This window comes from Xanthomonas fragariae, from assembly GCF_017603965.1.
Lineage (GTDB): Bacteria > Pseudomonadota > Gammaproteobacteria > Xanthomonadales > Xanthomonadaceae > Xanthomonas > Xanthomonas fragariae_A.
Window position 1 is genome coordinate 2,080,400 of the sequence record NZ_CP071955.1, and the last position, 22,937, is coordinate 2,103,336.

At 62.5% G+C, this 22,937-nt stretch carries 17 protein-coding genes, 3 other RNA genes and 5 pseudogenes; 16 read left to right on the forward strand and 9 right to left on the reverse strand.

Annotated elements, in window-relative coordinates; all coding sequences use genetic code 11:
- Positions 1–136: 136 nt before the first annotated feature.
- Together parE and J5I97_RS09745 are read left to right on the forward strand one after the other, a co-directional pair.
- Entirely contained in the window at positions 137–2,026 is a 1,890-nt protein-coding gene (gene parE / locus J5I97_RS09740; RefSeq protein WP_208586228.1) for a DNA topoisomerase IV subunit B, read from the forward strand.
- A gap of 310 nt (positions 2,027–2,336) precedes the next feature.
- Positions 2,337–3,842 (forward strand): S10 family peptidase, encoded by a 1,506-nt coding sequence (locus J5I97_RS09745; RefSeq protein WP_208586229.1) that lies wholly within the window; start codon positions 2,337–2,339, stop codon positions 3,840–3,842.
- Between the two features lie 225 nt (positions 3,843–4,067).
- On the opposite strand, the gene J5I97_RS09750 is transcribed toward J5I97_RS09745, so the two are convergent.
- The 3 genes from J5I97_RS09750 to J5I97_RS09760 form a co-directional block, all read right to left on the reverse strand.
- Complete coding sequence (locus J5I97_RS09750; protein WP_208586230.1) at positions 4,068–4,826, reverse strand: YdcF family protein; 759 nt, start codon at positions 4,824–4,826, stop codon at positions 4,068–4,070.
- Between the two features lie 117 nt (positions 4,827–4,943).
- On the reverse strand, positions 4,944–6,056 hold the full coding sequence (locus J5I97_RS09755) for an inorganic phosphate transporter (protein ID WP_208591666.1): 1,113 nt from the start codon (positions 6,054–6,056) through the stop codon (positions 4,944–4,946).
- A 23-nt stretch (positions 6,057–6,079) separates the two neighbouring features.
- Positions 6,080–6,706, reverse strand: coding sequence for a DUF47 domain-containing protein (locus J5I97_RS09760; RefSeq protein ID WP_208586231.1), 627 nt, complete (start codon positions 6,704–6,706; stop codon positions 6,080–6,082).
- A 268-nt stretch (positions 6,707–6,974) separates the two neighbouring features.
- Here J5I97_RS09760 and J5I97_RS09765 point away from each other — a divergent pair, with 268 nt between their 5' ends.
- Both J5I97_RS09765 and J5I97_RS09770 read left to right on the forward strand, forming a co-directional pair.
- Entirely contained in the window at positions 6,975–8,315 is a 1,341-nt protein-coding gene (locus J5I97_RS09765; protein WP_208586232.1) for a hemolysin family protein, read from the forward strand.
- Positions 8,299–8,970 carry an exopolysaccharide biosynthesis protein gene (locus J5I97_RS09770; RefSeq protein ID WP_208586233.1) on the forward strand — a complete coding sequence of 224 codons (672 nt, stop codon included), beginning with the start codon at positions 8,299–8,301 and terminating at the stop codon, positions 8,968–8,970. Before J5I97_RS09765 ends, J5I97_RS09770 begins: the two co-directional genes overlap by 17 nt.
- A 123-nt stretch (positions 8,971–9,093) precedes the next feature.
- Here J5I97_RS09770 and J5I97_RS09775 read toward each other — a convergent pair.
- Positions 9,094–9,171: non-coding RNA, sX9 sRNA (locus tag J5I97_RS09775), on the reverse strand.
- A gap of 191 nt (positions 9,172–9,362) precedes the next feature.
- On the opposite strand from J5I97_RS09775, the gene J5I97_RS09780 reads away from it, so the two are divergent.
- Complete coding sequence (locus J5I97_RS09780) at positions 9,363–10,769, forward strand: MFS transporter (RefSeq protein WP_208586234.1); 1,407 nt, start codon at positions 9,363–9,365, stop codon at positions 10,767–10,769.
- Between the two features lie 3 nt (positions 10,770–10,772).
- Here the strand turns inward: J5I97_RS09780 and J5I97_RS09785 are convergent.
- Positions 10,773–10,849: non-coding RNA, sX9 sRNA (locus J5I97_RS09785), on the reverse strand.
- A 62-nt stretch (positions 10,850–10,911) separates the two neighbouring features.
- A pseudogene (locus J5I97_RS09790) lies at positions 10,912–11,513 on the reverse strand (hypothetical protein); the annotation flags it as partial.
- Positions 11,514–11,538: 25 nt separating this feature from the next.
- Here J5I97_RS09790 and J5I97_RS09795 point away from each other — a divergent pair.
- The 11 genes and pseudogenes from J5I97_RS09795 to J5I97_RS09845 all read left to right on the forward strand — a co-directional run.
- Positions 11,539–11,670, forward strand: a pseudogene (locus tag J5I97_RS09795) (c-type cytochrome); the annotation flags it as partial.
- Between the two features lie 188 nt (positions 11,671–11,858).
- On the forward strand, positions 11,859–12,665 hold the full coding sequence (locus J5I97_RS09800; protein ID WP_371885806.1) for a hypothetical protein: 807 nt from the start codon (positions 11,859–11,861) through the stop codon (positions 12,663–12,665).
- Between the two features lie 51 nt (positions 12,666–12,716).
- Positions 12,717–13,310, forward strand: a complete 594-nt coding sequence (locus J5I97_RS09805; RefSeq protein WP_208586235.1) for a sigma-70 family RNA polymerase sigma factor — start codon at positions 12,717–12,719, stop codon at positions 13,308–13,310.
- Positions 13,307–13,969, forward strand: a complete 663-nt coding sequence (locus J5I97_RS09810; protein ID WP_208586236.1) for a zf-HC2 domain-containing protein — start codon at positions 13,307–13,309, stop codon at positions 13,967–13,969. Before J5I97_RS09805 ends, J5I97_RS09810 begins: the two co-directional genes overlap by 4 nt.
- Positions 13,966–15,294: a S8 family serine peptidase gene (locus J5I97_RS09815; protein WP_208586238.1), complete on the forward strand. Its 1,329-nt coding sequence runs from the start codon at positions 13,966–13,968 to the stop codon at positions 15,292–15,294. Before J5I97_RS09810 ends, J5I97_RS09815 begins: the two co-directional genes overlap by 4 nt.
- A gap of 10 nt (positions 15,295–15,304) precedes the next feature.
- A pseudogene (locus J5I97_RS09820) lies at positions 15,305–15,689 on the forward strand (heme ABC transporter permease); the annotation flags it as partial.
- A 3-nt stretch (positions 15,690–15,692) separates the two neighbouring features.
- Positions 15,693–15,959: pseudogene (locus J5I97_RS09825) on the forward strand (cytochrome c maturation protein CcmE); the annotation flags it as partial.
- 63 nt (positions 15,960–16,022) lie between these two features.
- Positions 16,023–17,108, forward strand: a complete 1,086-nt coding sequence (gene ccsA, locus J5I97_RS09830; RefSeq protein ID WP_208586244.1) for a cytochrome c biogenesis protein CcsA — start codon at positions 16,023–16,025, stop codon at positions 17,106–17,108.
- Positions 17,105–17,513 (forward strand): annotated as a pseudogene (locus J5I97_RS09835) (DsbE family thiol:disulfide interchange protein). Before ccsA ends, J5I97_RS09835 begins: the two are co-directional and overlap by 4 nt.
- Complete coding sequence (locus J5I97_RS09840) at positions 17,513–17,962, forward strand: cytochrome c-type biogenesis protein (RefSeq protein WP_208586246.1); 450 nt, start codon at positions 17,513–17,515, stop codon at positions 17,960–17,962. Before J5I97_RS09835 ends, J5I97_RS09840 begins: the two are co-directional and overlap by 1 nt.
- Positions 17,962–18,672, forward strand: a complete 711-nt coding sequence (locus J5I97_RS09845) for a tetratricopeptide repeat protein (protein WP_430541801.1) — start codon at positions 17,962–17,964, stop codon at positions 18,670–18,672. The genes J5I97_RS09840 and J5I97_RS09845 overlap by 1 nt, the downstream gene beginning before the upstream one ends.
- 241 nt (positions 18,673–18,913) lie before the next feature.
- Here J5I97_RS09845 and J5I97_RS09850 read toward each other — a convergent pair.
- From J5I97_RS09850 to J5I97_RS09860, 3 genes are all read right to left on the reverse strand, one after another.
- Positions 18,914–18,989, reverse strand: a non-coding RNA gene (locus J5I97_RS09850) — sX9 sRNA.
- 358 nt (positions 18,990–19,347) lie between these two features.
- Positions 19,348–21,426, reverse strand: a complete 2,079-nt coding sequence (locus J5I97_RS09855) for a PAS domain-containing sensor histidine kinase (protein WP_208586250.1) — start codon at positions 21,424–21,426, stop codon at positions 19,348–19,350.
- Positions 21,413–22,927 (reverse strand): ATPase domain-containing protein, encoded by a 1,515-nt coding sequence (locus tag J5I97_RS09860; RefSeq protein ID WP_208586252.1) that lies wholly within the window; start codon positions 22,925–22,927, stop codon positions 21,413–21,415. Before J5I97_RS09860 ends, J5I97_RS09855 begins: the two co-directional genes overlap by 14 nt.
- Positions 22,928–22,937: the final 10 nt, after the last annotated feature.

Here is a 22,937-nt window from a genome sequence, read left to right on the forward strand (position 1 = left end):
TCAGGTGAGGACATTTGGTTCCGAATTGAACATCAGGGTAGCCAGTGGCACCCGGCCCTGCACTGAACGTCTGTCGCGTGCAAAAAGTTGCTACAGCCCCCACACTTGCGCGTCGTTTCACGTGCCAACGAGATGCATGAACACCCGTTATAACGCCGCCGATATTGAAGTGCTGTCGGGCCTGGACCCGGTCAAACGCCGCCCTGGCATGTATACCGACACTGCACGCCCGAACCATCTGGCGCAGGAAGTGATCGACAACTCGGTCGACGAGGCGCTAGCCGGTCACGCCAAACAAGTCGAAGTGACTCTGTACAAGGATGGTAGCTGCGAGGTGTCCGACGATGGCCGTGGCATGCCGGTGGACATGCATCCGGAAGAGAAGATCCCCGGTGTCGAACTGATCCTGACCCGCCTGCATGCCGGCGGCAAGTTCAACAACCGCAACTACACCTTCTCCGGCGGTCTGCACGGCGTGGGCGTGAGCGTGGTCAATGCGCTGTCGACCAAGGTCGAGCTGTTCATCAAGCGCGAAGGCAGCGAGCACCGCATGGAATTCCGCGATGGCATCGCCGCCTCCAAGCTGGAAGTGGTCGGCACCGTCGGCAAGAAGAACACCGGCACGCGGCTGCGCTTCTGGGCCGACCCGAAGTATTTCGACACCCCCAAATTCAACGTGCGTGCGCTGCGTCATTTGCTGCGTGCCAAGGCGGTGTTGTGTCCGGGCCTGACCGTCAAGCTGCACGACGAGGCCACCGGCGAGCAGGACAGCTGGTACTTCGAAAATGGCCTGCGCGATTACCTGAAAGGCGAAATGGCCGAGCACGAGATGCTGCCGGCCGACCTGTTCGCAGGCAGCCTGAAGAAGGACACCGAGATCGTCGACTGGGCCACGGCCTGGGTGCCGGAAGGCGAACTGGTGCAGGAAAGCTACGTCAACCTGATTCCAACCGCGCAGCACGGCACCCACGTCAATGGCCTGCGTTCGGGTCTGACCGATGCGTTGCGCGAGTTCTGCGATTTCCGCAATCTGCTGCCGCGCGGCGTCAAGCTGGCGCCGGAAGATGTGTGGGACCGGGTCACCTTCGTGCTCAGCCTGAAGATGACCGACCCGCAGTTTTCCGGGCAGACCAAGGAGCGTCTGTCCTCGCGCCAGGCCGCCGGTTTCATCGAAGGCGCCGCGCACGATGCCTTCAGCCTGTATCTCAACCAGAACGTGGAGATCGGCGAGAAGATCGCGCAGATCGCCATCGATCGCGCCAGTGCGCGCTTGAAGACCGAAAAGCAGATCGTCCGCAAGAAGGTCACCCAGGGCCCTGCCCTGCCCGGCAAGCTGGCCGATTGCATCAGCCAGGATCTATCGCGTACCGAACTGTTCCTGGTCGAAGGCGATTCGGCCGGCGGCTCGGCCAAGCAGGCGCGCGACAAGGATTTTCAGGCGATCCTGCCGTTGCGCGGCAAGATCCTCAATACCTGGGAAGTGGCATCGGGCAGCGTACTGGCCTCGGAGGAAGTGCATAATCTGGCGGTCGCGATCGGCTGCGACCCGGGTAAGGACGACATCACCGGGCTGCGCTACGGCAAGGTGGTGATCCTGGCCGATGCGGACTCCGATGGCCTGCATATCGCCACGCTGCTGACCGCGTTATTTTTGAAGCACTTCCCTGCGTTGGTTGCGGCCGGCCATGTATTCGTTGCGATGCCGCCGCTGTTCCGTGTGGACGTGGGCAAGCAGGTGTTCTACGCGCTGGACGAAGAAGAAAAGGCCACGCTGCTGGACAAGATCGTGCGCGAGAAGATCAAGGGACAAGTCAGCGTCACCCGCTTCAAGGGTCTGGGCGAAATGAATCCGCAACAGCTGCGCGAATCGACCATCCACCCGGACACCCGCCGCCTGGTACAGCTGACCATCGACGACGGCGAACAGACCCGATCGTTGATGGACATGCTGCTGGCCAAGAAGCGCGCTGGCGACCGCAAGCAGTGGCTGGAAACCAAGGGCGACCTGGCTTCGCTGGAAGTCTAAGAGCGGCTAAGAGCTCTAGAGTTCCTCGTCGTTGCGTGGCGATGAGGCAGCATGCGCGCTACAGGCGCGCGTGCATTCGAGCGCCCGGGTCGCGAAGCGGGGGGAGTTACAGAGCGAAGCCACTCGGTAAGGAATGATGCGAAGGCTTCGCCCGTATCTTCATCACCCTACGGAACACCTTTTCCCGAGCGGGACAAGGAAGCGCCCTCGGCAGTCCACATCGATCGGCGCGACAGACATGCCTTTGTGCACATCCAACGCGCTCTGCAACGGCCTAGCATCGTCGTTCCCTACGCCGACGTCGATGCTCATGCCCTTCTTTCTCCGTGCCAGTCTGCTGGCCTGTGTCCTGCTAAGCGGGACGGCGCTGGCCGATGCGCCAGATAAAAACGAGAGTAAAAACGACGCTAAACCCGATGCCAGCGCCGTTGCCAAACCCGCACCGTTGCCGGCCGATGCCAGCGTGCGCCAGAACACGCGTGTGGCCGGTCGAACGCTGACATACACCGCAACCGTCGGCACGCTGCCGGTGCGCGATGCGCAGGGCAAGACCACTGGCGAAGTGGTGTTTACCGCCTACACAGTCGATGGCAAGGACCGCCCGGTGACCTTCGCATTGAACGGCGGACCAGGCGCCTCGTCGGTGTATCTGAACATGGGCGCGATCGGGCCGAAGGTGGTGGGCTTTGGCGCCGAAGGCGATAGCCCTTCGGCACCGGCGGCGCTGCGCGACAATCCGGGCAGCTGGCTGGATTTCACCGACCTGGTGTTCATCGATCCGGTCGGCACGGGCTTCAGCCGCGCCTCGATCGGCGACGAGGACGCCAAGAAGCAGTTCTACAACCCGCAAGCGGACGTGGAATATCTCTCGCGCGTGGTCTACGACTGGTTGCTCAAAAACCGTCGTCTGCAGGCACGCAAGTATCTGGTTGGCGAAAGTTATGGCGGCTTCCGTGGCCCGCGCATCACCCATTACCTGCAGACAAGGTTGGGCGTGGCGATGAATGGCGTGGTGCTGGTTTCACCGTATCTCAATCCGACCCTGGACGACAACAGCGATGTATCACCGCTGGCGTGGATGATGACGCTGCCGTCGATTGCCGCCGCGCACCTGGAGCGCCAGGGCCAGCTCAGCGACGCAGCCATGCGTCAGGTGATCGATTACACCCGCAGCGATTACGCGGTGGCGCTGATGAAGGGGCGCACCGACCCGCAAGCGACTGAAGCGATGCTGCAACAGGTCACGCGCATGACCGGGCTGGATCAAGCCTATGTGCGACGCTCCGGTGGACGGCTGGAAACCCAGGCGTATCTACGCGAAGTGTTCCGCGACAAGGGTGAGCTGGGCAGCCGTTACGACTCCAACGTGACCGCATTCGACCCGTTCCCTAACGACCCTGAGCAACGCGCCAACGACCCGCTGCTGGACAGCATCATCGCGCCGACGACCACCGCGATGGTGGACTTCGTTACCCGTGTGGTCGGCTGGAAAATCGATGCGCGTTATCAGGCGCTCAATTACGACGTCAACAAACTGTGGGACTGGAACGACGAGCTGCGCAAGGGAGCGGTAACACAACTGCGTCAGTCGGTTGCCATCGACCCCAAGCTACGCGTGTTGATCGCGCACGGCTGGAACGATCTCTCCTGCCCATTCATGGGCTCGGTGTTGACGGTGGATCAGATGCCGGCGATGGGCAGCGACCCGAAACGCGTGCAGGTGCGCGAGTATCCGGGCGGCCACATGTTCTATAACCGCGCCGCCAGCCAGGCCGCGTTCCGCAACGACGTCAAGACGATGTACGAAACGCGTTGAGCACAAACATCGCCAGCCGCAGCAGCGGTCGGCGATGCATCGGACCAACTGCGAGCGAGTGCACGTGTGATTGCAGAGCCGCCGGGCCTGCTCCTGCTGACCTTCCAGCCACCACGCGCGTCCTTACTTACGCCATTGCCGAGTTGGAAACCGCGCCAGGCGCCGTTGTGAACTAACCGCGCATGCCGTGACGCGCGCCGGCTACCACCAATCCCCAATCCCGGCTCACAACGCACCGGGCTGGGTGGCCTTTAGATTCCAGCCCATCCACTCGTAAACACGATAACGCGCGATGCCGAGATACTCGTGCAAGGCGACATCGGCCACGGTGAAGTTGTAGCTCTGCGGCAACCATGCCCAGGAGACGGTCAACCAGTCCGAACGCACCGGCGTGGCATCGATGCCGAAGTGCCGGAAATACAACTCGGCGCGACGCAGATGGGTGGCCGACGACACCAGCACAACCCGATCGGGGCGGTACTTGCGCAGCAATGGTTGGCTGAACTGCGCGTTCTGCCAGGTATTCATGCTGGATGGCTCCATGATCAGATCGGCTTGATCGATACCCAGCCCGATCAGCACCTGCCGATACACCACCGCCTCGGACAACCCCAGCCCGCGCGCATCGCCGCCACTGATCTCGATCTTGCAGTCGCCGCCGTGCGCACGGCATTGCCGGTACAGCCGCGCCGACTCGACGATGCGGCCATAGGCGAACATATTGGCTTCGGCGGTGGCATCAGGGCCATCCGGGCGCACGGTGCCTGCGCCCAGCAACACGATCATGTTACGGGCGCGCCAATCATCGAAATCGTTGACCCCGTTCTGCTGCAAGCCATGCAGCATCCAGGCCGGCAACGGGCCGCAGCCGACCAGCAACAGCAAAAACGTGGCCGCCGCCAGTATCGGTGCACTGCGCAACCAACGACGACGGCCAATCAGCCAGGACAGCAGAAACAGTACGCATACCGAGGCAAGCATCATCGTTGCGTTTTCCTCAAGCGGGACGTGTTAGCCAATCACACAAGCACGCCGAACGGGCTGACCCGCAGCGGCAGAGGCGCATCGCCGCCGGCCAAGGTGACCGCGCGACGACAGGGCTCAGGTCCAGCCAAACGCTTCCAAGCAGCGCAGTATCAGATACGCCATACCACCGGCCGCCGGAATGGTCAGAAGCCAGGCCCAGACGATACGTTCGATCACACCTAGCCGCAGCGAGCGCGGATTCTTGGCAAAGCCCACGCCCATGATGGCGGTGGAAATGCTGTGCGTGGTCGACACCGGCATGCCCAAATGCGCGGCGACTGTGAGCACCGTCGCCGCGCTGGTTTCTGCGGCAAAGCCTTGGATGGGATGCAGCTTGACCATTTTGTGACCGAGCGTTTTGATGATCTTCCCACCGCCCGAGGCAGTACCTGCGGCAATCACCATCGCGCAGGTCAGCACGATCCACATCGGGATGCCGGCGCCGGTAGTCATCCCAGTGCCTGGATGCAAAAACGCCAGCCAGCCCGGCAGATCGTCCAGCGCACCGGCCGACTGCGCGCCGATCAAAGTCATGGCGATGACGCCCATCGTCTTCTGTGCGTCGTTATGGCCGTGCGCATACCCCATGTAAGCGGCAGAGGCGATCTGCGCCTTGCCGAAGAACGCGTTGACCCAGCGCGGACGCGCGAGCCGGCCGATCGCGCCGCCCAGCTCGGCCATGCCGGCGATGATCGCCCACAGCAGCAGCAGCACCACAATGCCGAGCAGGAAGCCGGCAATCGGCGAGGTGATCATCGGCACGAACACTTTCCACAACAGGCCCTTGTTCCCTGCCCAGTTGCCGATGTTCTCCGACCAGATCAGCGCGTCCCAGTCGTTGTGCGCGGCAGCCAGGCCGGCACCGCACAAGCCGCCGATCAAGGCGTGCGATGAGGACGACGGCAGGCCTTTCCACCAGGTGATCAGGTTCCAGATGATGCCGCCCAGCAACGCGCACAAAATCACCTGCGGGGTGACGTCGACCACGTTGGTGTTGAGCAGCCCGGAGGCGATGGTCAGCGCCACGGCCGTGCCGGTGAGTGCGCCGATCAGGTTCATGCCAGCGGCCAGCATCACTGCCCAACCCGGCGACAACACCTTGGTGGCGACCACTGTGGCGATGGAGTTGGCGGTGTCGTGAAAGCCGTTGATGAACTCGAACGCCAACGCAGCCAGAACCACCAACAGACAAGGACAAGCACGCGGCAACCTCAGCTGTTCTTCAGCACGATCTGGTAGACCACCACCCCTGCCTCGCGGCAACGGTCGATGGCCTTTTCCAGAATCTCGAAGAACTCCTTGAGCAGAAACATCTGCAGGGTGTCCACGCGGCCGGAATAGATGTCGCGATACAGCTCCAGCATCAGCCGGTCGGACTCGTTTTCCAGCATGCGCAGCTTGTCGTTGAGCGCGGTCATGCGATCGACGTTCATGCGTGGCAGGTCGTTGACCATGTCCACCACTACCGCGGCTGCCTGTTCCAGCATCGCCGCGCGCGGGGCGAAATCGATGTGCTCCAGCTGCTGGGTGGCCAGCGAATAACGGTCGGCAAACTTTTCGACCTGCTTGGGAATCTTGTACAGCGCCGAGCCAAGCGCCTCGATGTCTTCGCGCTCGATCGGAGTCATGAAACTGTCCACCAGCGCCTGTCCGATCTTGTCGGAGGCGGCGCGTTCACGCAGCCGAGCCAGCTTGAAGGCGTCCAGCACGGGTTGGCGATCGGACTCGCGCATCATGACTTGCAACGCCTTGGTACTGTCGTAGGCGGCCTGCGCCGTTTCGTTCAGAAGCCAATAAAGCTGCTTGCCGGAACCGAAGATGGTCTGCAACGAGAACATTAGGTAGACGACTTCCTGCCGTGAGGGAGAGACGGACGCCAGGCAATAATTATGGCCGTTCCATGGCCTGTCTGGGTATCCTGGTGCCAGGACGGGCCTTCACATCGGCATTTCCCGGCTCGAACCACCCTTCGGTTTGCTAACATGGCAGCGCGCCCTCGGGTGCACCCTATGGAAGACGACCCTATCCCCCCCCCTCCGTTACCGCCGCGCCTTTGCGTGCGCCGTCCCCACCCGCCCTTCCCTTCACCGACCGGGGAAGACGCCCGTGATTGAGTTTCTGATCGTCATCGCCTTGATCCTGTTGAACGGCTTCTTCGCCATGTCGGAGATGTCGTTGATGACTTCGCGCAAAAGCCGCCTGAAGCAGATGGCCGGCTCCAGCAAACGCGCCGCGCGGGCCCTGGCATTAGCCGAAAGCCCGGAAAATTTTCTGTCCACGGTACAGATCGGCATCACCTCGATCGGCATCCTGACCGGCCTGTTTGGCGGTGAAGCCATTGGCGAGGCCATCGGGGTCTGGCTGCAGCGGGTGTTCCCCACCCTGTCGGCTACTTTCGCCCTGGTCGGCGAGCCCAAACCGTATTCGGTGGTCATCGGCAGCACGCTGGCAGTCGCGTTGATCACCTTCCTGACACTGATTTTCGGCGAACTTGTGCCCAAGCGGCTGGCGCTGCGTAATTCCGAAGACATCGCTGGCGTTGTCGCAGTGCCGATGGCCTGGTTGGCCAAGATCGCCGCACCAGGCGTGTGGGTACTGGCGCGCTCGACCCGGTTGGTGCTGCGCATGCTGGGCATGGGCAAAGACGAATCGGCATCGGTGACCGAAGAAGAGATCCGTATGCTGGTGGCCGAAAGCCACGAAGCCGGCGTGATCGATGCGCACGAGCGCGACATGATGAACCGCGTGATGCGGCTGGGCGACCGCACCGCCGACAGCCTGATGACGCCGCGCAATCGCATCGCCTGGCTAGATGCCAACGCCGAGCCGGAACGCAATCTGCAGGTGATGCGCGAGCACGAATTCTCGCGCTATCCGGTGTATCGCGGCAGCGACCAGGACATTGCCGGCGTGTTGGAAGTCAAATCGCTGGTCACGCGTATGGATGGGCATGGCGCGCACTTGTTCCAGGCTTTGCGCGACACCTTGTTCGTGTCCGAATCCACGCATGCGATGAAGCTGCTGGAGATCTTCCGCGAAGAACAGCAATCGATGGCATTGGTGGTCGACGAATACGGCGAAATCCGCGGGCTGGTGACCATCAGCGACCTGATGGGGGCGGTGGTTGGCCGTCTGCAGGCAGTGGAAAACACCGACGAAGACGCGCTGGTCGTGACACGCGCCGACGGCTCGTTGCTGATCGATGGCTCGCTGCCAGTGGAAGAACTGCGCGAAGTGTTGGGCGCCGAGCTGCCAGAAGCCGACGAAGGCGATTACCACACGCTTGCCGGCCTGTGCATTTACTACTTCGGGCGCATTCCGCAAGCCGGCGAATTTTTCGATTGGGCCGGCTGGCGCATCGAGATCGTCGATCTGGATGGCGCACGCGTGGACAAGTTGCTGTTGAGCCGCATCGGCGACGAGGACAGCGATGACATCGTCGGATAACCGCGCGCCGCCATCCGACGACACCGGCGGCGAACAGATGCGTTATCGCAATGAAGGTATCCGCCGTTTGCTGGCGGCCTTCAGCGAAGGCGACCCGGAGCACGTGCTGCGGGTGCGCGAGATTCTGGCCGATCTGCAACAGAGCGCCTTCGGCGTGTTTTTGTTCCTGGCGATCCTGCCGTCTTTCATGCCGATTCCCGGCGTGGCCGGTGGTATCAGCGGTCCGCTGACAATGCTGATCGGCGTGCAGATAATGTGCTGCCTGCGCAAGCCGTGGGTGCCGCGCTTCATCGGCGAGCGCGGGCCGCGTCGCAGGACCAGTCAGCGCTTTGTCGCGAAATTAGCGCCGACGCTGCAACGCCTGGATCGGCTGCTCAAGCCGCGTTTGCACGGCATGCTGGATCGGAGACCGGCGCAAGTCTTTACCGGGTTGCTGCTGGTGTTGGTCGGTTTCTTGCTGACGCTGCCGATTCCATTCACCAACTACATTTTCGGCCTGATTCTGCTGCTGTTCGCGCTCGCCTTGCTTGAGCGCGATGGCGCCCTGATGCTCTTGGGGTGGTCGGCGTCGCTGATATCGGTCGCTGTGTTCGGCTTCACCTCCGACCAGTTGGTAAATCTGATTCGCGGGTGGTGGCCGGTCGCGCAGTGCTGAGTGCGAGGCGACCGGTCACCTGGATCATCGCGCTTACGTCAGATCGACAACACGGTTGTTGGGCGGGCTGCCCGGATCGTCGGTCACGGCGTGTCCACGCCGCGGATCAATTCGGCTAGGAGCGGCCAACAAAACGTAGCGAGCAGTCGTCAAGTGGGTAAGGACGGCGCGGAGGAACCGGAGTGTACGCGCGTGGTACACATGCCGATTCCGACCACCGGCCGCGCCCGCCTGGCGGCGAGCGCAGTGTTTTTGATAGCCGCCCTAAGTTTTTGTTGATGAGTTGTGTCGGGTTCGTGCGCGAATGCGTCGATCGTGCCGCGAAGCGTCATCGCTGCGAGATCGGGCCGCTGATTATGATAACCGTTGGTTTGGCTGCGCCTGCACGACGAATGTCTTCGAACGCAACACCTGCACTCTCCCACTCCGCACAGATCGCTGCGCGCATTGATCGGCTGCCGGCCAGCGCCACGCTGTGGCGGCTGGTTGGCTTGCTTGCGCTAGGCGGGTTCTTTGAGTTGTACGACTTGTTCCAGACCGCATACATCAGTCCGGGGCTGATCGGCGATGGCATTTTTGGCAGCGGCGCGGATGGTGCGTTTGGCATGTCCGATCAGGCCGCATTCGCGGCGGCAACGTTTCTGGGCCTGTTTGTCGGCGCCGCACTGTTGAGCCCGTTTGCAGACAATTTCGGTCGACGGCCGGTTTTCACCTTCGCTTTGATCTGGTACACCGCCGCAACCGTGGCGATGGGGCTGCAAAGCACGGCAATCGGTGTGATCGCGCTGCGCTTTGTGGTCGGTATTGGACTGGGGATCGAGCTGGTGACCATCGATACCTATCTGTCCGAATTGGTTCCGCGGCACATGCGCAGTGCGGCGTTTGCGTTTGCGTTCTTCGTGCAGTTTTTGGCGGTCCCCACGGTCGCGCTGACTGCCTGGCTGCTGGTGCCGCATGCGCCGCTGGGCGTGAGCGGCTGGCGTTGGGTGGTGTTGCTCAGCGGCGTGTTTGCGCTGGCGATCTGGTGGCTGCGCAACCGTTTGCCGGAATCGGCACGCTGGCTGGCCACACAAGGCCGCCATGCGGAAGCCGATGCCGTGTTGAACCAACTCGAAGCGCGTTGCGCACACGATGTGGGCGCGCCTTTGCCCGTGCCTGCGCCGCAGGCGGCCACATCCTCACCGCCCAGCGACACGCGGGCCTCGATGTTGTGGCGTGTGCCATATCGCGGGCGTATCGGCATGCTGGTGGTGTTCCATATTTTTCAAGCGATCGGGTTCTTCGGCTTCGGCAATTGGCTACCGGCATTGATCTCGGCGCAAGGCACCGGCGTGAGCAAGAGCCTGAGCTATGCGTTTGCGATTTCGCTGGCGTATCCGCTGGCGCCGTTGCTGTTGCTGCGCTTTGCGCAGCGCTGGGAAAACAAATGGCAGATCACCGCCTCGGCCCTGGGTGCAGTGTTGTTCGGCGTGCTTTTTTCGTTGCAGCATCAGGCCATTGGCATGGTGCTATGCGGGGCGATGATCGCGTTCTGCAATGCCTGGATGAGCTTTGCGTATCACGGCTACCAAGCAGAGTTGTTCCCGACCGGATTGCGCGCGCGAGCGGTAGGGTTCTGCTATTCGTTCAGTCGCCTTTCGACGGCAGCAAGCAGCGTACTGATCGGCTGGCTGCTTGCCCAGGTCGGCAGCCATGGCGTGCTGGCTTTCATCGTGATCAGTCTGTCGATAGTGGCCAGTGTGATTGCACTGTTTGGGCCACCCACGCGCAATCGTTCGTTGGAAGAGATTGCAGGTTAGAGAGGCTAACAAAACGTAGCGAGCAGTCTCCAAGTAGGTGCGGACGACGCGGAGGAACCGCAAGTGTACGCTTGGTAAATGCCGATTCCGCGCATCGGCCGCGCCTGTCCGGCGGTGAGAGCAGTCGTTTTGTTAGCCACCCTAAGGCCGGATAGCACAGTGTCTGCGCCTCCCAGCCGTGCTCCGATAACTGCAAGGCAACGCTGGGGAAGTAACCGCCATGCGTGTCGCCGCCAGTGCAATACATCAGCCAGTGCAATACATCAGATAGGGATCGCCAAGCTGATACGCGCTCGGGCGCCCCATGCGGTCTTCGTCGTCGCGTGAACGCAGGCACACCGCGTCATCGCGTGGAATGCGGCGCAGATCGTCGGTCTGCGCATAGCGGATGTGATAGCGCGGATACGGCTGACCAACGATGAATTCCCGGTCGTCGCCGACCGCATACCAGAGCCGCCAACGGCCGTCTTCGTAGGGCGCCGAATGCACTGCGGCATCGTGCTGCGCGCGGGTGCACGATCCAGCAACGGCGTTTGCTGCCGACGCCGAAAACTGTCGCCACCGTCGCTGGACACCGCCAACCGGGTGAAGACCAGGAACTTTGCCTTGGCCGCGCGTTGGAAGCCGACATAGACACGTAGCACCTGTGCGGACAGCCCGGTGCGGCGTCGGCGTGAGTGCGCAGCAATGCTGTATCCAGCCGCCGACGCCATCTTGGTCGCATCCGATCCGGATCTGACACACTCGGCAGCTAGCACTTGAATGCCGGTCCCTGTTCGGCGTGGCCGGGCGCCCCGCCGCCGGCCTGCCGGACTACAGCAACGACTCCCATGCGCTCAAAGCCAGCAAGTGGCAATGGACGCCGGCCAAGCTCAAGACCTCTCTGTCTCAGTCCTCGTCCACCGAGCCGCGTTGCCTGACGCGGCTCCTTAGCGTATACGGAAACTGCCGCAACTACGGCGGTCTCGCCCAGCGTGATGGGTCACCAATGCGCCCCGCTCTTGTAGACGCCTCGCACCCTTGCCGAATGTTTTCCGCCAAGTCGTTCCCATGCCGAACGCGACGCAGCTGCGCTTGCGACGGGCATCCATGGGCCGCAAGGGAAGATCATCCTTGCGGCGTCCTCGCTTCGGGCGTTCGCTGGTGATGCCCTGTCTGCATACGCACTGCTGGTACCTGCGGGGGGCGCAACGATGTGCCTGGCTGCGCTACTTGCTGTTGCTCGCTCTGGTCACGAGCCCTTGCGGCAGCGCGCTTGCGGACAACGTAGGCGGCACGGTTGCAGTCGCTTCGGAGCTGATCGATCGCGGCATTTCCATTGCCCCCAACAAGGTCACCCTGCAGGCTGCAGGTGATTGGCTGCCATCGCCTGGCTGGTCGGTGTCGGTCTCCGCCGCGCTGCAATCGCCATCGCTGAGCAAGCCGGTGGCCGCCACGGTTCAGGTAGGCCGTGCATGGATGCTGGACGATCGCTGGCAGATGCAGGCCAGCGCGCTGTATTACGCCTACCCGGCCGACCGCCAGTCGCGCACGTTCGACCGCCAGGAGGCCAGCCTGGCCTGGTCGTACCGCGACGTGCTCACGTTCTCGTTGTCCACCTTCAATTTTCCCCGTTCGCAGCGCTCGCCTTGGATCATGGCCATTGACGTCACTGCCAACGTGCCGATCTCGGCGGATTTCAGCCTTTCGGCTGGCGCGGGCGTCTCGCAGTTCCCGGCGATGGCCTACGGCGCCGCCAATGCAGGCCTTTATCGGTACGGACAACTGGGCCTGAAGTGGAGCCGCGCCGGATGGACCCTGAAAATGGAACGTATCCTCACCAGCGACAATACGCCACGCATGCAGGGCGGGCCCGGCGAAACGCCGTGGCTGGGTATGCTAGCCAAGACGTTTTGATCCGCCTGCAACCTTTTGCCTGCTCGCGGGCACTGACATGCGTCCTAGGCCGTGCCTGCTTTGATGAATGACACCGACACCCTGGGTGATGCCACCGACCGCATGCTGTTGCGCCGCATGGCTGCGGGCGATCGCAACGCCCTGGCGAGCATTTACCACAGCTATCACGGCCGGCTGTGCCGGTTCCTGTCGCGCCTGACCCGCCGCCCGGAAATCATCGAAGAAGCCATCAACGACTGCTTCTGGATCGCCTGGCAGAAAGCCGGCGACTTCCGCGGCGATTCGCAGGTGTCGACCTGGATCATGGGCATCGCCTACCGCTGCGGGCTCAAATGCCTGCGTCAGCACGACGGCGAGGCAATCGACAACACTGCCGTGGTGGAAGACCACGCCCCCGTTGCCGACGACAACGACGACCGCGAGCTGCGCGACTGGCTCGATAAAGGCATGCAACGGCTGTCGCCGGACCAACGGTTGGTGATCGAACTGGTCTACGGGGTGGGCCACAAGCTCGAAGAAGTCGCCGACATCATGCAATGCCCGGTCGGCACGATCAAAGCCCGGCTGTTCCACGCGCGGGTCAAATTACGCAATGTGCTGCCCGGCCTGGCCGGCGGCGCCCCTTACACGGAGACCATGCAATGAAGACGTTTTTCATCGCGCCTGGCAAGGAATGCTCGCATGCCTGGGAGCTGATGCCAGCAGTGCTGCTGGACAGCGCCACCGAGGAAGAAAACACCTGGCTGATCGCGCACGTGGCCAAGTGCGCCTCGTGCAGCGCCGAATTTGCTCAGCAGAACCGCTTGCGCCAGGCGTTGGCGCTGCCATCGACGGTCAAGCTGGACGCCAACGCTGGACTGCAATGCCTGCTCGGGCGCCTAGATGCGCCGGAGCAGCACGCCGCACCTGCACCGGTCTCGGCGACGCGCCGCTCCGGCAGCTGGACGATGCGCGCACTGGCCGCCGCCGCCCTGGTGCAGGCAATTGGTTTGGGCGTCATGGGCGTCAAGCTGGCCTCGCCTGCGCCTGCGCCTTCGCATGACTACCGCACGCTCAGCAGCGCCACCGCCTTGCCGGTACCGCAAGGCGCCATCCGCGTGGTGCCCGACGCCAAGATGACCGTGGCCGACTGGGATAGCCTGCTGAATGCGCAGCAGTTGCAGGTGGTCGGCGGCCCCAATGAAATGGGCGCCTACACCGTGGTGCCGGTCGCCCCGCAGCCGCCGGCCCAGCCACAGCAGACCGTGCAGCAATTGCGCGCCAACCCGCGTATCCGCCTAGCCGAGATCGTGTCCGCGCCATGAGCCGCTTGTTCGCTATCGGCATCATCGCCGCCTGCATCGGCCTGGACGTGTGCGCCAATGTGCACGCGCAAGGCGTGCCGCCCGATGCTGCGCCAATTGTCGCCACCACACACGCGCCAGCGCCGGCCGATGCGCATACGCCCGATAGCAGCCGCGACATCCTGCTGGCGGTGGCCAACCCGCTTACCGCGCCGCCGGCCCGTGCCGGATCCAGCCTGATCGGCTACGCCTCCAGCTATTACGGCGCCGGCCAGAAGGCCGCCGTGCGCATGGAAGCCATCAAAAAACGCTACAAACTGCGTGAAGTTTCCGGCTGGCCGATCGCCTCGCTGGGTCTGTATTGCGCCGTGCTGCAACCGCCGGCGGGCGTGTCGCGCGATGAGCTGGTCAGCGCGCTGGCCGACGACGAAGGCGTGGAGCTGGTGCAGCCGGTGCAGGATTTCTCGGTGTTTTCCGCCGATGCGGCGGAAAACGCCACCCCGCTGTCCAGCTACAACGATCCGTATGTGGACATGCAGCGCGGCTTCATCGCCATCGATGCCGCCAGCGCGCAAACCGCCACTCAGGGCCGCGGCGTCGTGGTCGCAGTCGTCGATACCGGCGTGGATACCAACCACCCCGATCTGAAGGCGCGCATCCGCGATGTGCACGATCTGGTCGACGACACGCCGGTCATGACCAGCAGCGATTCGCACGGCACCGAAGTGGCCGGCATCATTGCTGCCGGCAGCAACAACCACCAAGGTATCGTCGGCATGGCGCCCAAGGCCATGCTGAGCATCTACAAAGCGTGCTGGTATGCGCCGACCGTGGGTGCCACCGCACGCTGCAATACCTTCACCCTGGCCAAGGCGCTGGCTGCTATCGACAACAGCTCCGCGCGCGTGATCAATCTGAGCCTGGGCGGCCCGGCCGATCCGCTGCTGAGCAAGATGTTGCTGCGGCTGGTGCAACAGGGCCGCATCGTGGTGGCGGCGCTGCCGCCGAACGAGCGGTTGGATGGGTTTCCCAACGATGTGCCCGGCGTGCTGATAGTGCGTAGCAGCAGCGCCACTGCCGCCATGCCCGGCGTGCTGAGCGCGCCCGGCAAGGACATATTGACCACGCAGCCGAACGGCCGCTACGACTTTACCTCCGGCTCGTCGATGGCGACCGCGCATGTTAGCGGTATGGCAGCGCTGCTGTTGTCGCTGTCGCCATCGATGGATGCCACTGCGTTGCGCCAGCTGATGCAGCGCACCAGTAAGGTCTCCAACGGCCAGCTGCAGGTCAACGCCGGCGCAGCGGTCGAAGTGCTGGCGCCTCCCGCCAAACATTCCAACTGACGGCATCGGCATGGCCAAGCAGTTCCCCTTGTGGCTGCATAAACTCGGCTCGCCGCCCATCTTTTATCGCTTCGCCGGCATCCGCCCGTGGGCGTTGGGTCTGGCGTTGCTGCTTGGCGTGGTCGCCGCGTATGGCGGGCTGGTGGTGGCGCCGCCGGATTATCAGCAGCACGGCGCATACCGCATCATCTTCATCCACGTGCCCAGCGCCTGCATGAGTCTTTTCATCTACGTAGCAATGGGCGTGTCGGCGTTTATCGCATTGGTATGGCGAATCAAGCCGGTCGAAGTAGTGACCATGGCCTCGGCGTCGATCGGCGCGGCTCACCTCCGAGTTGCTGGTGTTGTTTCTGTCTCTGGACGTGCTCGGTCTTTACCACGCGGTGGAAGATCGCCTTTTCACCGTCATCGACAAGCACGCAGCAACGCAGGCGAGTACATCGGCATTCTTCCGGATCTGCGGATCTGTTTCGCGACAACCAATCGGTGATCGCCAATGGACACATGCAAGGAGGGCGCGTTGTCGCCGACGAGTTGTCGCCCACGAAATGATGGCCAAGCACGACGAAACCTACATGCAGAGAGAATTCAAAGAGCCGATGGCCGAAGGCCATGTCGACAAGCTGATTCCTGCCGCCGCTGTACTGCTGACTGCGCCGCGTTGATGCGATGCCGTTTGCGTTCAATCACCTCGATGGTCTCTTTTCGTGGCACCGTGCCAATGGCCCATGACGCCTGAATTCGGCCATATCGCACTAATCCTGGCATTACTGCTGTCGCTTGCTCAAGGCGTGTTGCCGCTGATCGGTGTCTGGCGCGGCAACACCGCGTTGATAGGTATCGCGCGGCCTGCGGCGGTGGGTCAAGCGGTGTTTGTGTGGATGGCGTTCGGCCTGCCCGCGTGGTTGCTGCTCTGGCTGGATTTTTCGGTGCGTTCTGTTGCCGACAACGCCAACATCGCCCTGCCCTGGTATTACCGGTTTGCCGCGGTGTGGGGCGCGCACGAAGGCTCGTTGCTGCTGTGGATCGCCATACTCGCCACCTGGACGCTGTTGCTGGCGGCCTTCAGCCGGCATCTGCCCCAGCACCTTGCCGCTCGTGTCCTGACGGTGTTGGAGCTGGTTTCGGTAGGCTTTCTGGCTTTAATCCTGCGGACCTCCAACCCATTCGGGCGGCTGTCGCCGATTCCCTTAGATGGCAACGAACTCAATCCGGTGCTGCAGGATCCGGGCATGACCTTCCACCCCCCGGTGCTGTATATCGGCTACGTTGGTTTCTCGGTGGCATTCGCGTTTACGGTGGCGGCGTTGCTGGGCGGCGAACTGGAACAGGCCTGGGTGCGCTGGGCAAGGCCATGGACCAACCTGGCCTGGGCCTGCCTTACCGCCGGCATCGTCGCCGACAGTTGGTGGGCCTATGCTGAACTGGGCTGGGGCGGCTGGGGGTTCTGTCACCCTGTGGAAAACGCCAGCTTCATGCCGTGGCTGGTCGGCACCGCCCTGATCCACACCCAGGCCGTCACCGAAAGCATTGAGCGGATCCAGACCGAATCGGCGATCGATCCCAGCGTCACGCGCGATTTGTATGTGGCACTCGGCGAACCGCTGGACGATCAGCACATCGAATACGAGTGGACGCTGCGGTTGTATTACAAACCCTTCATTCGCTGGATCTGGGCCGGTGGTCTTTTGACGATGATGGCTGGCGTTGTCAGCGCCGGCGCACGCCGTTTCCGTGCGCCGGTTACTGCGGACAAGGCAGCCACCTCGTCGGCACACGACGCGTTTGTCATCGCACAGGAATCGCACCCGTGAATCGCATGCTGCCCTTGCTGGGGCTTTTTGTTGCCGGCGGCACTGTTCGGCTTTGGCACCTACTGGACGATGCAGCACACCCTGCGCGATGTGCCCTCGCCGTTGATCGGCGAACCGGCACCGGCGTTCTCGTTGCCGCGGCTGGATCAGCCCGAGCTACGCATCAGCCGCGAGCAACTGCTGGGCAAGCCCTGCTTGATCAATGTGTTCGGCAGCTGGTGCGCCGAATGCGTGCACGAACATCCTGTACTGATGGCGCAGGCCAGCCGGCTCGGCGTGCCGGAAAGTTTCCTGATCGACGCGCAAGGCCCGATCCGCTACAAGCACATCGGCGTGCTCACGCCCGATGTTATCGACGACGAGTTGCTGCCCGCCATCGCCGCGCGACCCAAGGGCGCACCGTGATGCCGTGGCGGCGTCAACTGCGCTTGATCGTGCTGTTGCTGCAAGGCGTGATGCTCGCGCCACCACTGGCTGCGCAGGCGGTGGCCCCGTTACCGTTCAAGAACCGCAGCGATGCAGCACGCTATCAACGGTTGACAGCGCAGCCCCGTTGCCTGGTGTGTCAGAACGAGAACCTGGCCGACTCCAATGCCGAGCTGGCGCGCGATCTGCGCCATCAGGTATTTGCCCAACTCCAGGCCGGCAAGAGCGACACGCAGATCAAGCAGTACATGGTCGATCGCTATTCGGACTTCGTGTTGTACGACCTGCCGGTCAAGCGCGGCACCTGGCTGCTGTGGTTCGTGCCGTTGTTGGTGCTGGGTGCGGGTGCGGGCGTGGTGATCCATACAGTGCGCAAACGTGCGTGCGCCGGCACGCCAGTGGCGCCCCAAGCAGAGGAACAGTGGTGATGACAGTTTTCTATTTCGCAAGCGCGACAATGGTGGTGATTGCGCTGCTGTTGTGGCTGATGCCGCTGGTGCGCCAACCCACGCGCAATGGCGATGCACGCTACACATTGCCGATTCTATTGGTGCTCGGCTTGCCGATCGCCACGGCCGGTCTGTATCGGCTGGTCGGTGCGCCGGATGCGATCGCACGGCGTGTGTACGCGGCGGCGCAGTCCACTGCGCAAACCGTAGCCACACCCTCTTCCACTGCCGGTGGTGAGCAAACGCAGGCCACCCACGCTCCCGATGATGCGCAGGAGCAGGCGTTGGAATCATGGATGCAGCAGGCCAAAGCGCACGAGCAGGAAAATCGCCCCGCCGACGCACGCCAGGCCTACGCGCAAGCGCTCAAGATTGCACCCGACATCAGTGCCGCCATCGTCGGCTGGGTGGCGGCAGACATGGCAACGCGCAGCGACTTCGCTATCGATGCCGCCTCACGCACACGTCTGCAACAGGTGGTCGCACGCGAACCGGGCAATCAACGCGGTCTGTGGCTGCTCGGCATCAGCGACTTCCAGCAGCACGATTACAGCGCCGCCACCGAACATTGGCGCCACCTGCATGGCTTGCTGGACGCCGGCTCGCCGATGCAGAAAGCCGTAGCCGACAAGATCGCCGTGGCGGAATCGATGGCCAGTGCGCGTCAGTCAAAGTGTGCCTCGCACTGAGCGCAATGGCGGGATGGGTTTGAGTAAAAGTGTTAATTCGTCTCTTCTGTAAAACCCCCAACATCCAATCGCCGCAACGCTTTGATGGTTTCAGGTGCGTAGCAGAACTAGCAGTTTTCGTGACGTTGAGCACTGGTTTCTGGCCATTTGCGCCGACAGAAAAACTATTACCCCCCCCGATGGGACGTTTATCCAAAATCGGCGCGGCGCCGTGCTTTGAAATGTAGATTTTATTTAGAGCGGCTAACAAAACGTAGCGAGCAATCGTCAGGTGGGTGCGGACGGCACGGAGGAACCGGAGTGTACGCGTGGTACATGCCGATTCCGAGCACCGGCCGCGCCCGCCTGACGGTGAGCGCAGTCGTTTTGTTAACCGCTCTTAGTCCTGGTGAAAAATCCTCTTCAAAGCCTTCCCTACTATCGGTGACAGCTGCGAGGCGCTTGAGGCTTGCCATCCCATCGTCTGCATCCCAGCATGCAGAAACCTGATCCAACGCAGCAACCGGCGCAGGGTGTAGCCGGCAGCATAGCCGAGCACGTGCGGTCGTTAGTCAGAGCCAGCGCTAGACATAAAAAGCCCCGTAGAGTGAACGCGACAGAGCGATGCCGCACGCCTCGCGAGGCGTTTATCAATCGCGCAAGTGTGCTGCTATTCCATCTGCACGCGGGTCTGACCTACGACGAAGGCCCCAACATCTCATGCAGCTTTCCGCTGAACTCGCCCAGCGTGAATGGCTTGATGATCATGCTCATGCCTTCGGCAAGAAATTCACCGCGGGCGCGCGCAGTCTCAGCGTAGCCAGTCATGAAGATCACCGGTAGATCGCGACGTGATTCCCTCGCGATCTCTGCCAACTGGCGTCCATTGAGCCCAGGCAGCCCGACATCGGTGACCAGCAAATCGATCCGTCGCGGCGAGGCCAGAATCGGCAGTGCCGCGACGGCATCGGCGACCACGTCAGTCTGGTAGCCCAGCTCGTTGAGCAGCTCGGTCACCAACAGCCGCACTTGTTCGTCGTCTTCCACCACCAGCACCTGCTGGCCCTGGCCCTGCCCGGCCACCACCGCACCGGCTTGCGGCTGAGGCAACGCACTGTGCGGGCTCACGCCGGCCGGCAGGTACAGGCTGACCGTGGTGCCCACGCCGATCTGCGACTCTACCCACACCTGTCCATTGGACTGCTGCATGAAGCCGTAGATCATCGACATGCCCAGGCCGGTGCCCTGCCCGATGGGTTTGGTCGTGTAAAACGGCTCGAACACGCGTTCGAGCACATCAACCGGCATGCCGGTACCGGTGTCGGTCACCGACACCACTGCGTAATTACCCGGCGGCAGGGTAACGCCGCGACCGAGTTCGAGTGGCTGATCTTCTACTTGCAGATGCCGCGTTGCGATGCGCAACTGCCCACCATCGGGCATTGCATCGCGCGCGTTGATGGCCAGATTGAGCAATGCGCTTTCCAGCTGATTTTCATCGACGTAGGCCTGCGGCAGATCTGCCTGCAGATCGGTTTCCAGACGCACCGACTCGCCTAAGGTGCGCGCCAGCAATTCCTGCAGCGACCCCACCAGATCGTTCAAATGCAGATGCCGCGCTTCCAGCGATTGCCGGCGCGAAAACGCGAGCAGGCGCTGGGTCAATGCAGCTGCGCGCAAGGCCGATGCCGAGGCCACATCCAGGAAGCGCCCCAGCCCCTCGGTGCGGCCCTGATCGATGCGCAGCCGCGCCAGATCCAACGCCGACAAAATTCCGGTCAACATATTGTTGAAATCGTGTGCGATACCGCCAGTCAGCTGGCCCACCGCTTCCATCTTCTGCGCCTGGCGCAGTGCAGCCTCGCTGGATTCGCGCGCCAGCATCTGCTGCTGCAACTCGGCAGTACGCTCGGCAACCTTGACCTCGAGCAGGTTGGCCTGCTGCTGGATCGATTCCATCGCCAACGCGCGTGCCGTCACATCGGTCGCAAACACATGAAAGCCATCGACCTTGCCATCCGCATCGAAGCGCGGCATGTAGCGAATCTCCGCATCGCGGCGACGCCCGTCGGCGTGCGGCCAGCTCGCTTCCACGGTCAATGCCTGCCCCGCCAGTGCGGCGTCGACCCAGGCACGGCGCTCGGCAACCACGTCCGGGCCGACCACCTCCAATAATGACCGCCCGATCACATCCGAAGGCGGGATGCCGATCCAATCCTCGTACGAACGATTGGCAAAGCGATACACCAGATTCTTGTCGATGAAGACGATCAGCACCGGCAACGCATCGGTAACGCGACGCAGCTCGGCCTCGCTCAGTGCCAGTGCGGCCTGGCTTTCGGCGAGCTGCGCCATCTGGTCGCGAATCACGAACTGCTTCTGCCGCGAGCGCAATGCGGTGGAGATCGCACTCAGCAACGAGGCCGAACTCAGCGGCCGCTCCAGCTCGATGACGTTGGTCATCTCGGCCGGCAGGCTGGCTTGCCGCCCGCTACGCGTGCCGAGCGGCGCACGCAACAACACGAACGGAATATCCGACCACGCGGCCTGGCCCTGCAAGATATGCGAGAGCTGGTGCAGATCGCCGCCGACCACTTCTTCGGTCAACACCACCACACCCGAGGTTTCGAGCAGATCGTCCGCCAATGCAGCAAGCGCGGCATAGACCCTGCGCGTCAGTCCACGCTGGCCGACAATGTCGGCAATGGTTTCCGCATCGCGGCCGAATGGCGCGATGATATGGACGATCGAGCCGTCCGGATCACAGCTGGTCAAGTCGACGATCCAGCAACGGCGCATCGTCTCCAATGAACTGTGGAGTACCGGTCAGCACACCGTGGAATTTTTCCAGCGGCTCGCTCAGGTGGATACCACTGTCGCCGATACGCAACTCTCGGATCGAATCCTCATGCGCACCGCTGCGGTTCTTGATCACCGACAAGGCCTTGCGAATGCGTCCCTTCGCTTCGAAGAAGCGGAACAGGATGACGGTGTCGGCCAGATAGGAGATGTTGAGGTTGCCGGTCGACATGGTGCCGACCAGACCGTGCTGCGGGCTGATCAAGAACGTGGTGACGCCAATCTGATTGAGATAAGACAGCAACTCGTGCATCTGCAGCATCAGCTGCTTTTCCTGCGGCATCGACGACAGGTAGCCGTTGAGACTGTCGATTACCAGCATACGGCAGTTGCGCTCTTCCACGCTGGCACGCACTGCCCAGGCGAACTCGCCTGGGGTCAGCTCGGCCGGGTCCATCTGATGCAGTTCCAGCAAGCCCGAATCCAGGTGCTTGCGCAGATCCATGCCCAGGCTTTCGGCGCGCGTCAGCAACGTTCCAGTTCGCTCGTCGAATTCCAGGATGCAGCAGTGCTCGCCACGCTCGCAGGCCGCAGTGACGTACTGCAGCGCGATATTGGTCTTGCCCGAACCGGACGGCCCGGTCAGCAGCGTGCTGGTGCCGCGCAATGGGCCGCCGTACAACAGCGCATCGATGCCTTCCACGCCGCTGGACACCTTGTCGGCGATAAACCGCACGTGGTGGTCGGACGCGATCAGGCGCGGATAGATCCGCATGCCGCCGGTGGTGATGGTCAGATCGTGATAGCCGGCGATAAAATCCACGCCGCGTAGTTTCTGCACCTGCATGCGCCGACGTGCCGCACCGAATTCCAGCGTCATGCGCTCCAGCGAGATCACGCCGTGACAGAGGCTGTGCAGATGCGCATCGCGCTCGCCGTTTTCGCCAGTCAGATCGTCCACCAAGAACACGGTGATATTGCGCGGCGCGAAGAACTGCTTGAGCGCCAACATCTGGCGGCGGTAACGCAATGGATCCTGCGCCAGCAGAAGCAGTTCGGAAAGCGAATCGAATACCACGCGCGTCGGCTTGACACGATCGACTTCGGACTGGATGAGCTTGATGGTGCCATCGAGCTCCACTTCCCACGGATGCAGGATGGACTGCTGACGTCCGTCGCTCAGGAACGCCTCGGCCGAGGCCAGCTCGAAAATATGCAGGCCGTCCAGCGCCCAGTTATGCGAGGCAGCAACCTCGTTGAGCTCGTCGATGGTTTCCGACAAGGTCACGTACAGGCAGCTCTCCCCCTTGGCCGCACCGTCAAGCAAGAACTTCAGCGCCACCGTTGTCTTGCCCGAACCAGGCTGGCCTTCAAGCAAATACAGTCGATTGGGCGGGAGACCCCCGCGGAGAATTCTATCCAGCCCTTCGCTGCCCGTGGTAATGCGCTTTGCGCTCGTCGGCTTCAAATTTCCCATAACCCCCAAC

Bases quoted from the DNA above. Each gene is read 5' to 3' on its own strand.
- parE (WP_208586228.1), top strand. From the start codon at position 137: ATGAACACCCGTTATAACGCCGCCGATATTGAAGTGCTGTCGGGCCTG.
- J5I97_RS09745 (WP_208586229.1), top strand. From the start codon at position 2,337: ATGCCCTTCTTTCTCCGTGCCAGTCTGCTGGCCTGTGTCCTGCTAAGC.
- J5I97_RS09750 (WP_208586230.1), bottom strand. From the start codon at position 4,826: ATGATGCTTGCCTCGGTATGCGTACTGTTTCTGCTGTCCTGGCTGATT.
- J5I97_RS09760 (WP_208586231.1), bottom strand. From the start codon at position 6,706: ATGTTCTCGTTGCAGACCATCTTCGGTTCCGGCAAGCAGCTTTATTGG.
- J5I97_RS09770 (WP_208586233.1), top strand. From the start codon at position 8,299: ATGACATCGTCGGATAACCGCGCGCCGCCATCCGACGACACCGGCGGC.
- J5I97_RS09780 (WP_208586234.1), top strand. From the start codon at position 9,363: ATGTCTTCGAACGCAACACCTGCACTCTCCCACTCCGCACAGATCGCT.
- J5I97_RS09800 (WP_371885806.1), top strand. From the start codon at position 11,859: ATGGGCCGCAAGGGAAGATCATCCTTGCGGCGTCCTCGCTTCGGGCGT.
- J5I97_RS09810 (WP_208586236.1), top strand. From the start codon at position 13,307: ATGAAGACGTTTTTCATCGCGCCTGGCAAGGAATGCTCGCATGCCTGG.
- J5I97_RS09815 (WP_208586238.1), top strand. From the start codon at position 13,966: ATGAGCCGCTTGTTCGCTATCGGCATCATCGCCGCCTGCATCGGCCTG.
- ccsA (WP_208586244.1), top strand. From the start codon at position 16,023: ATGACGCCTGAATTCGGCCATATCGCACTAATCCTGGCATTACTGCTG.
- J5I97_RS09840 (WP_208586246.1), top strand. From the start codon at position 17,513: ATGCCGTGGCGGCGTCAACTGCGCTTGATCGTGCTGTTGCTGCAAGGC.
- J5I97_RS09845 (WP_430541801.1), top strand. From the start codon at position 17,962: ATGACAGTTTTCTATTTCGCAAGCGCGACAATGGTGGTGATTGCGCTG.
- J5I97_RS09860 (WP_208586252.1), bottom strand. From the start codon at position 22,927: ATGGGAAATTTGAAGCCGACGAGCGCAAAGCGCATTACCACGGGCAGC.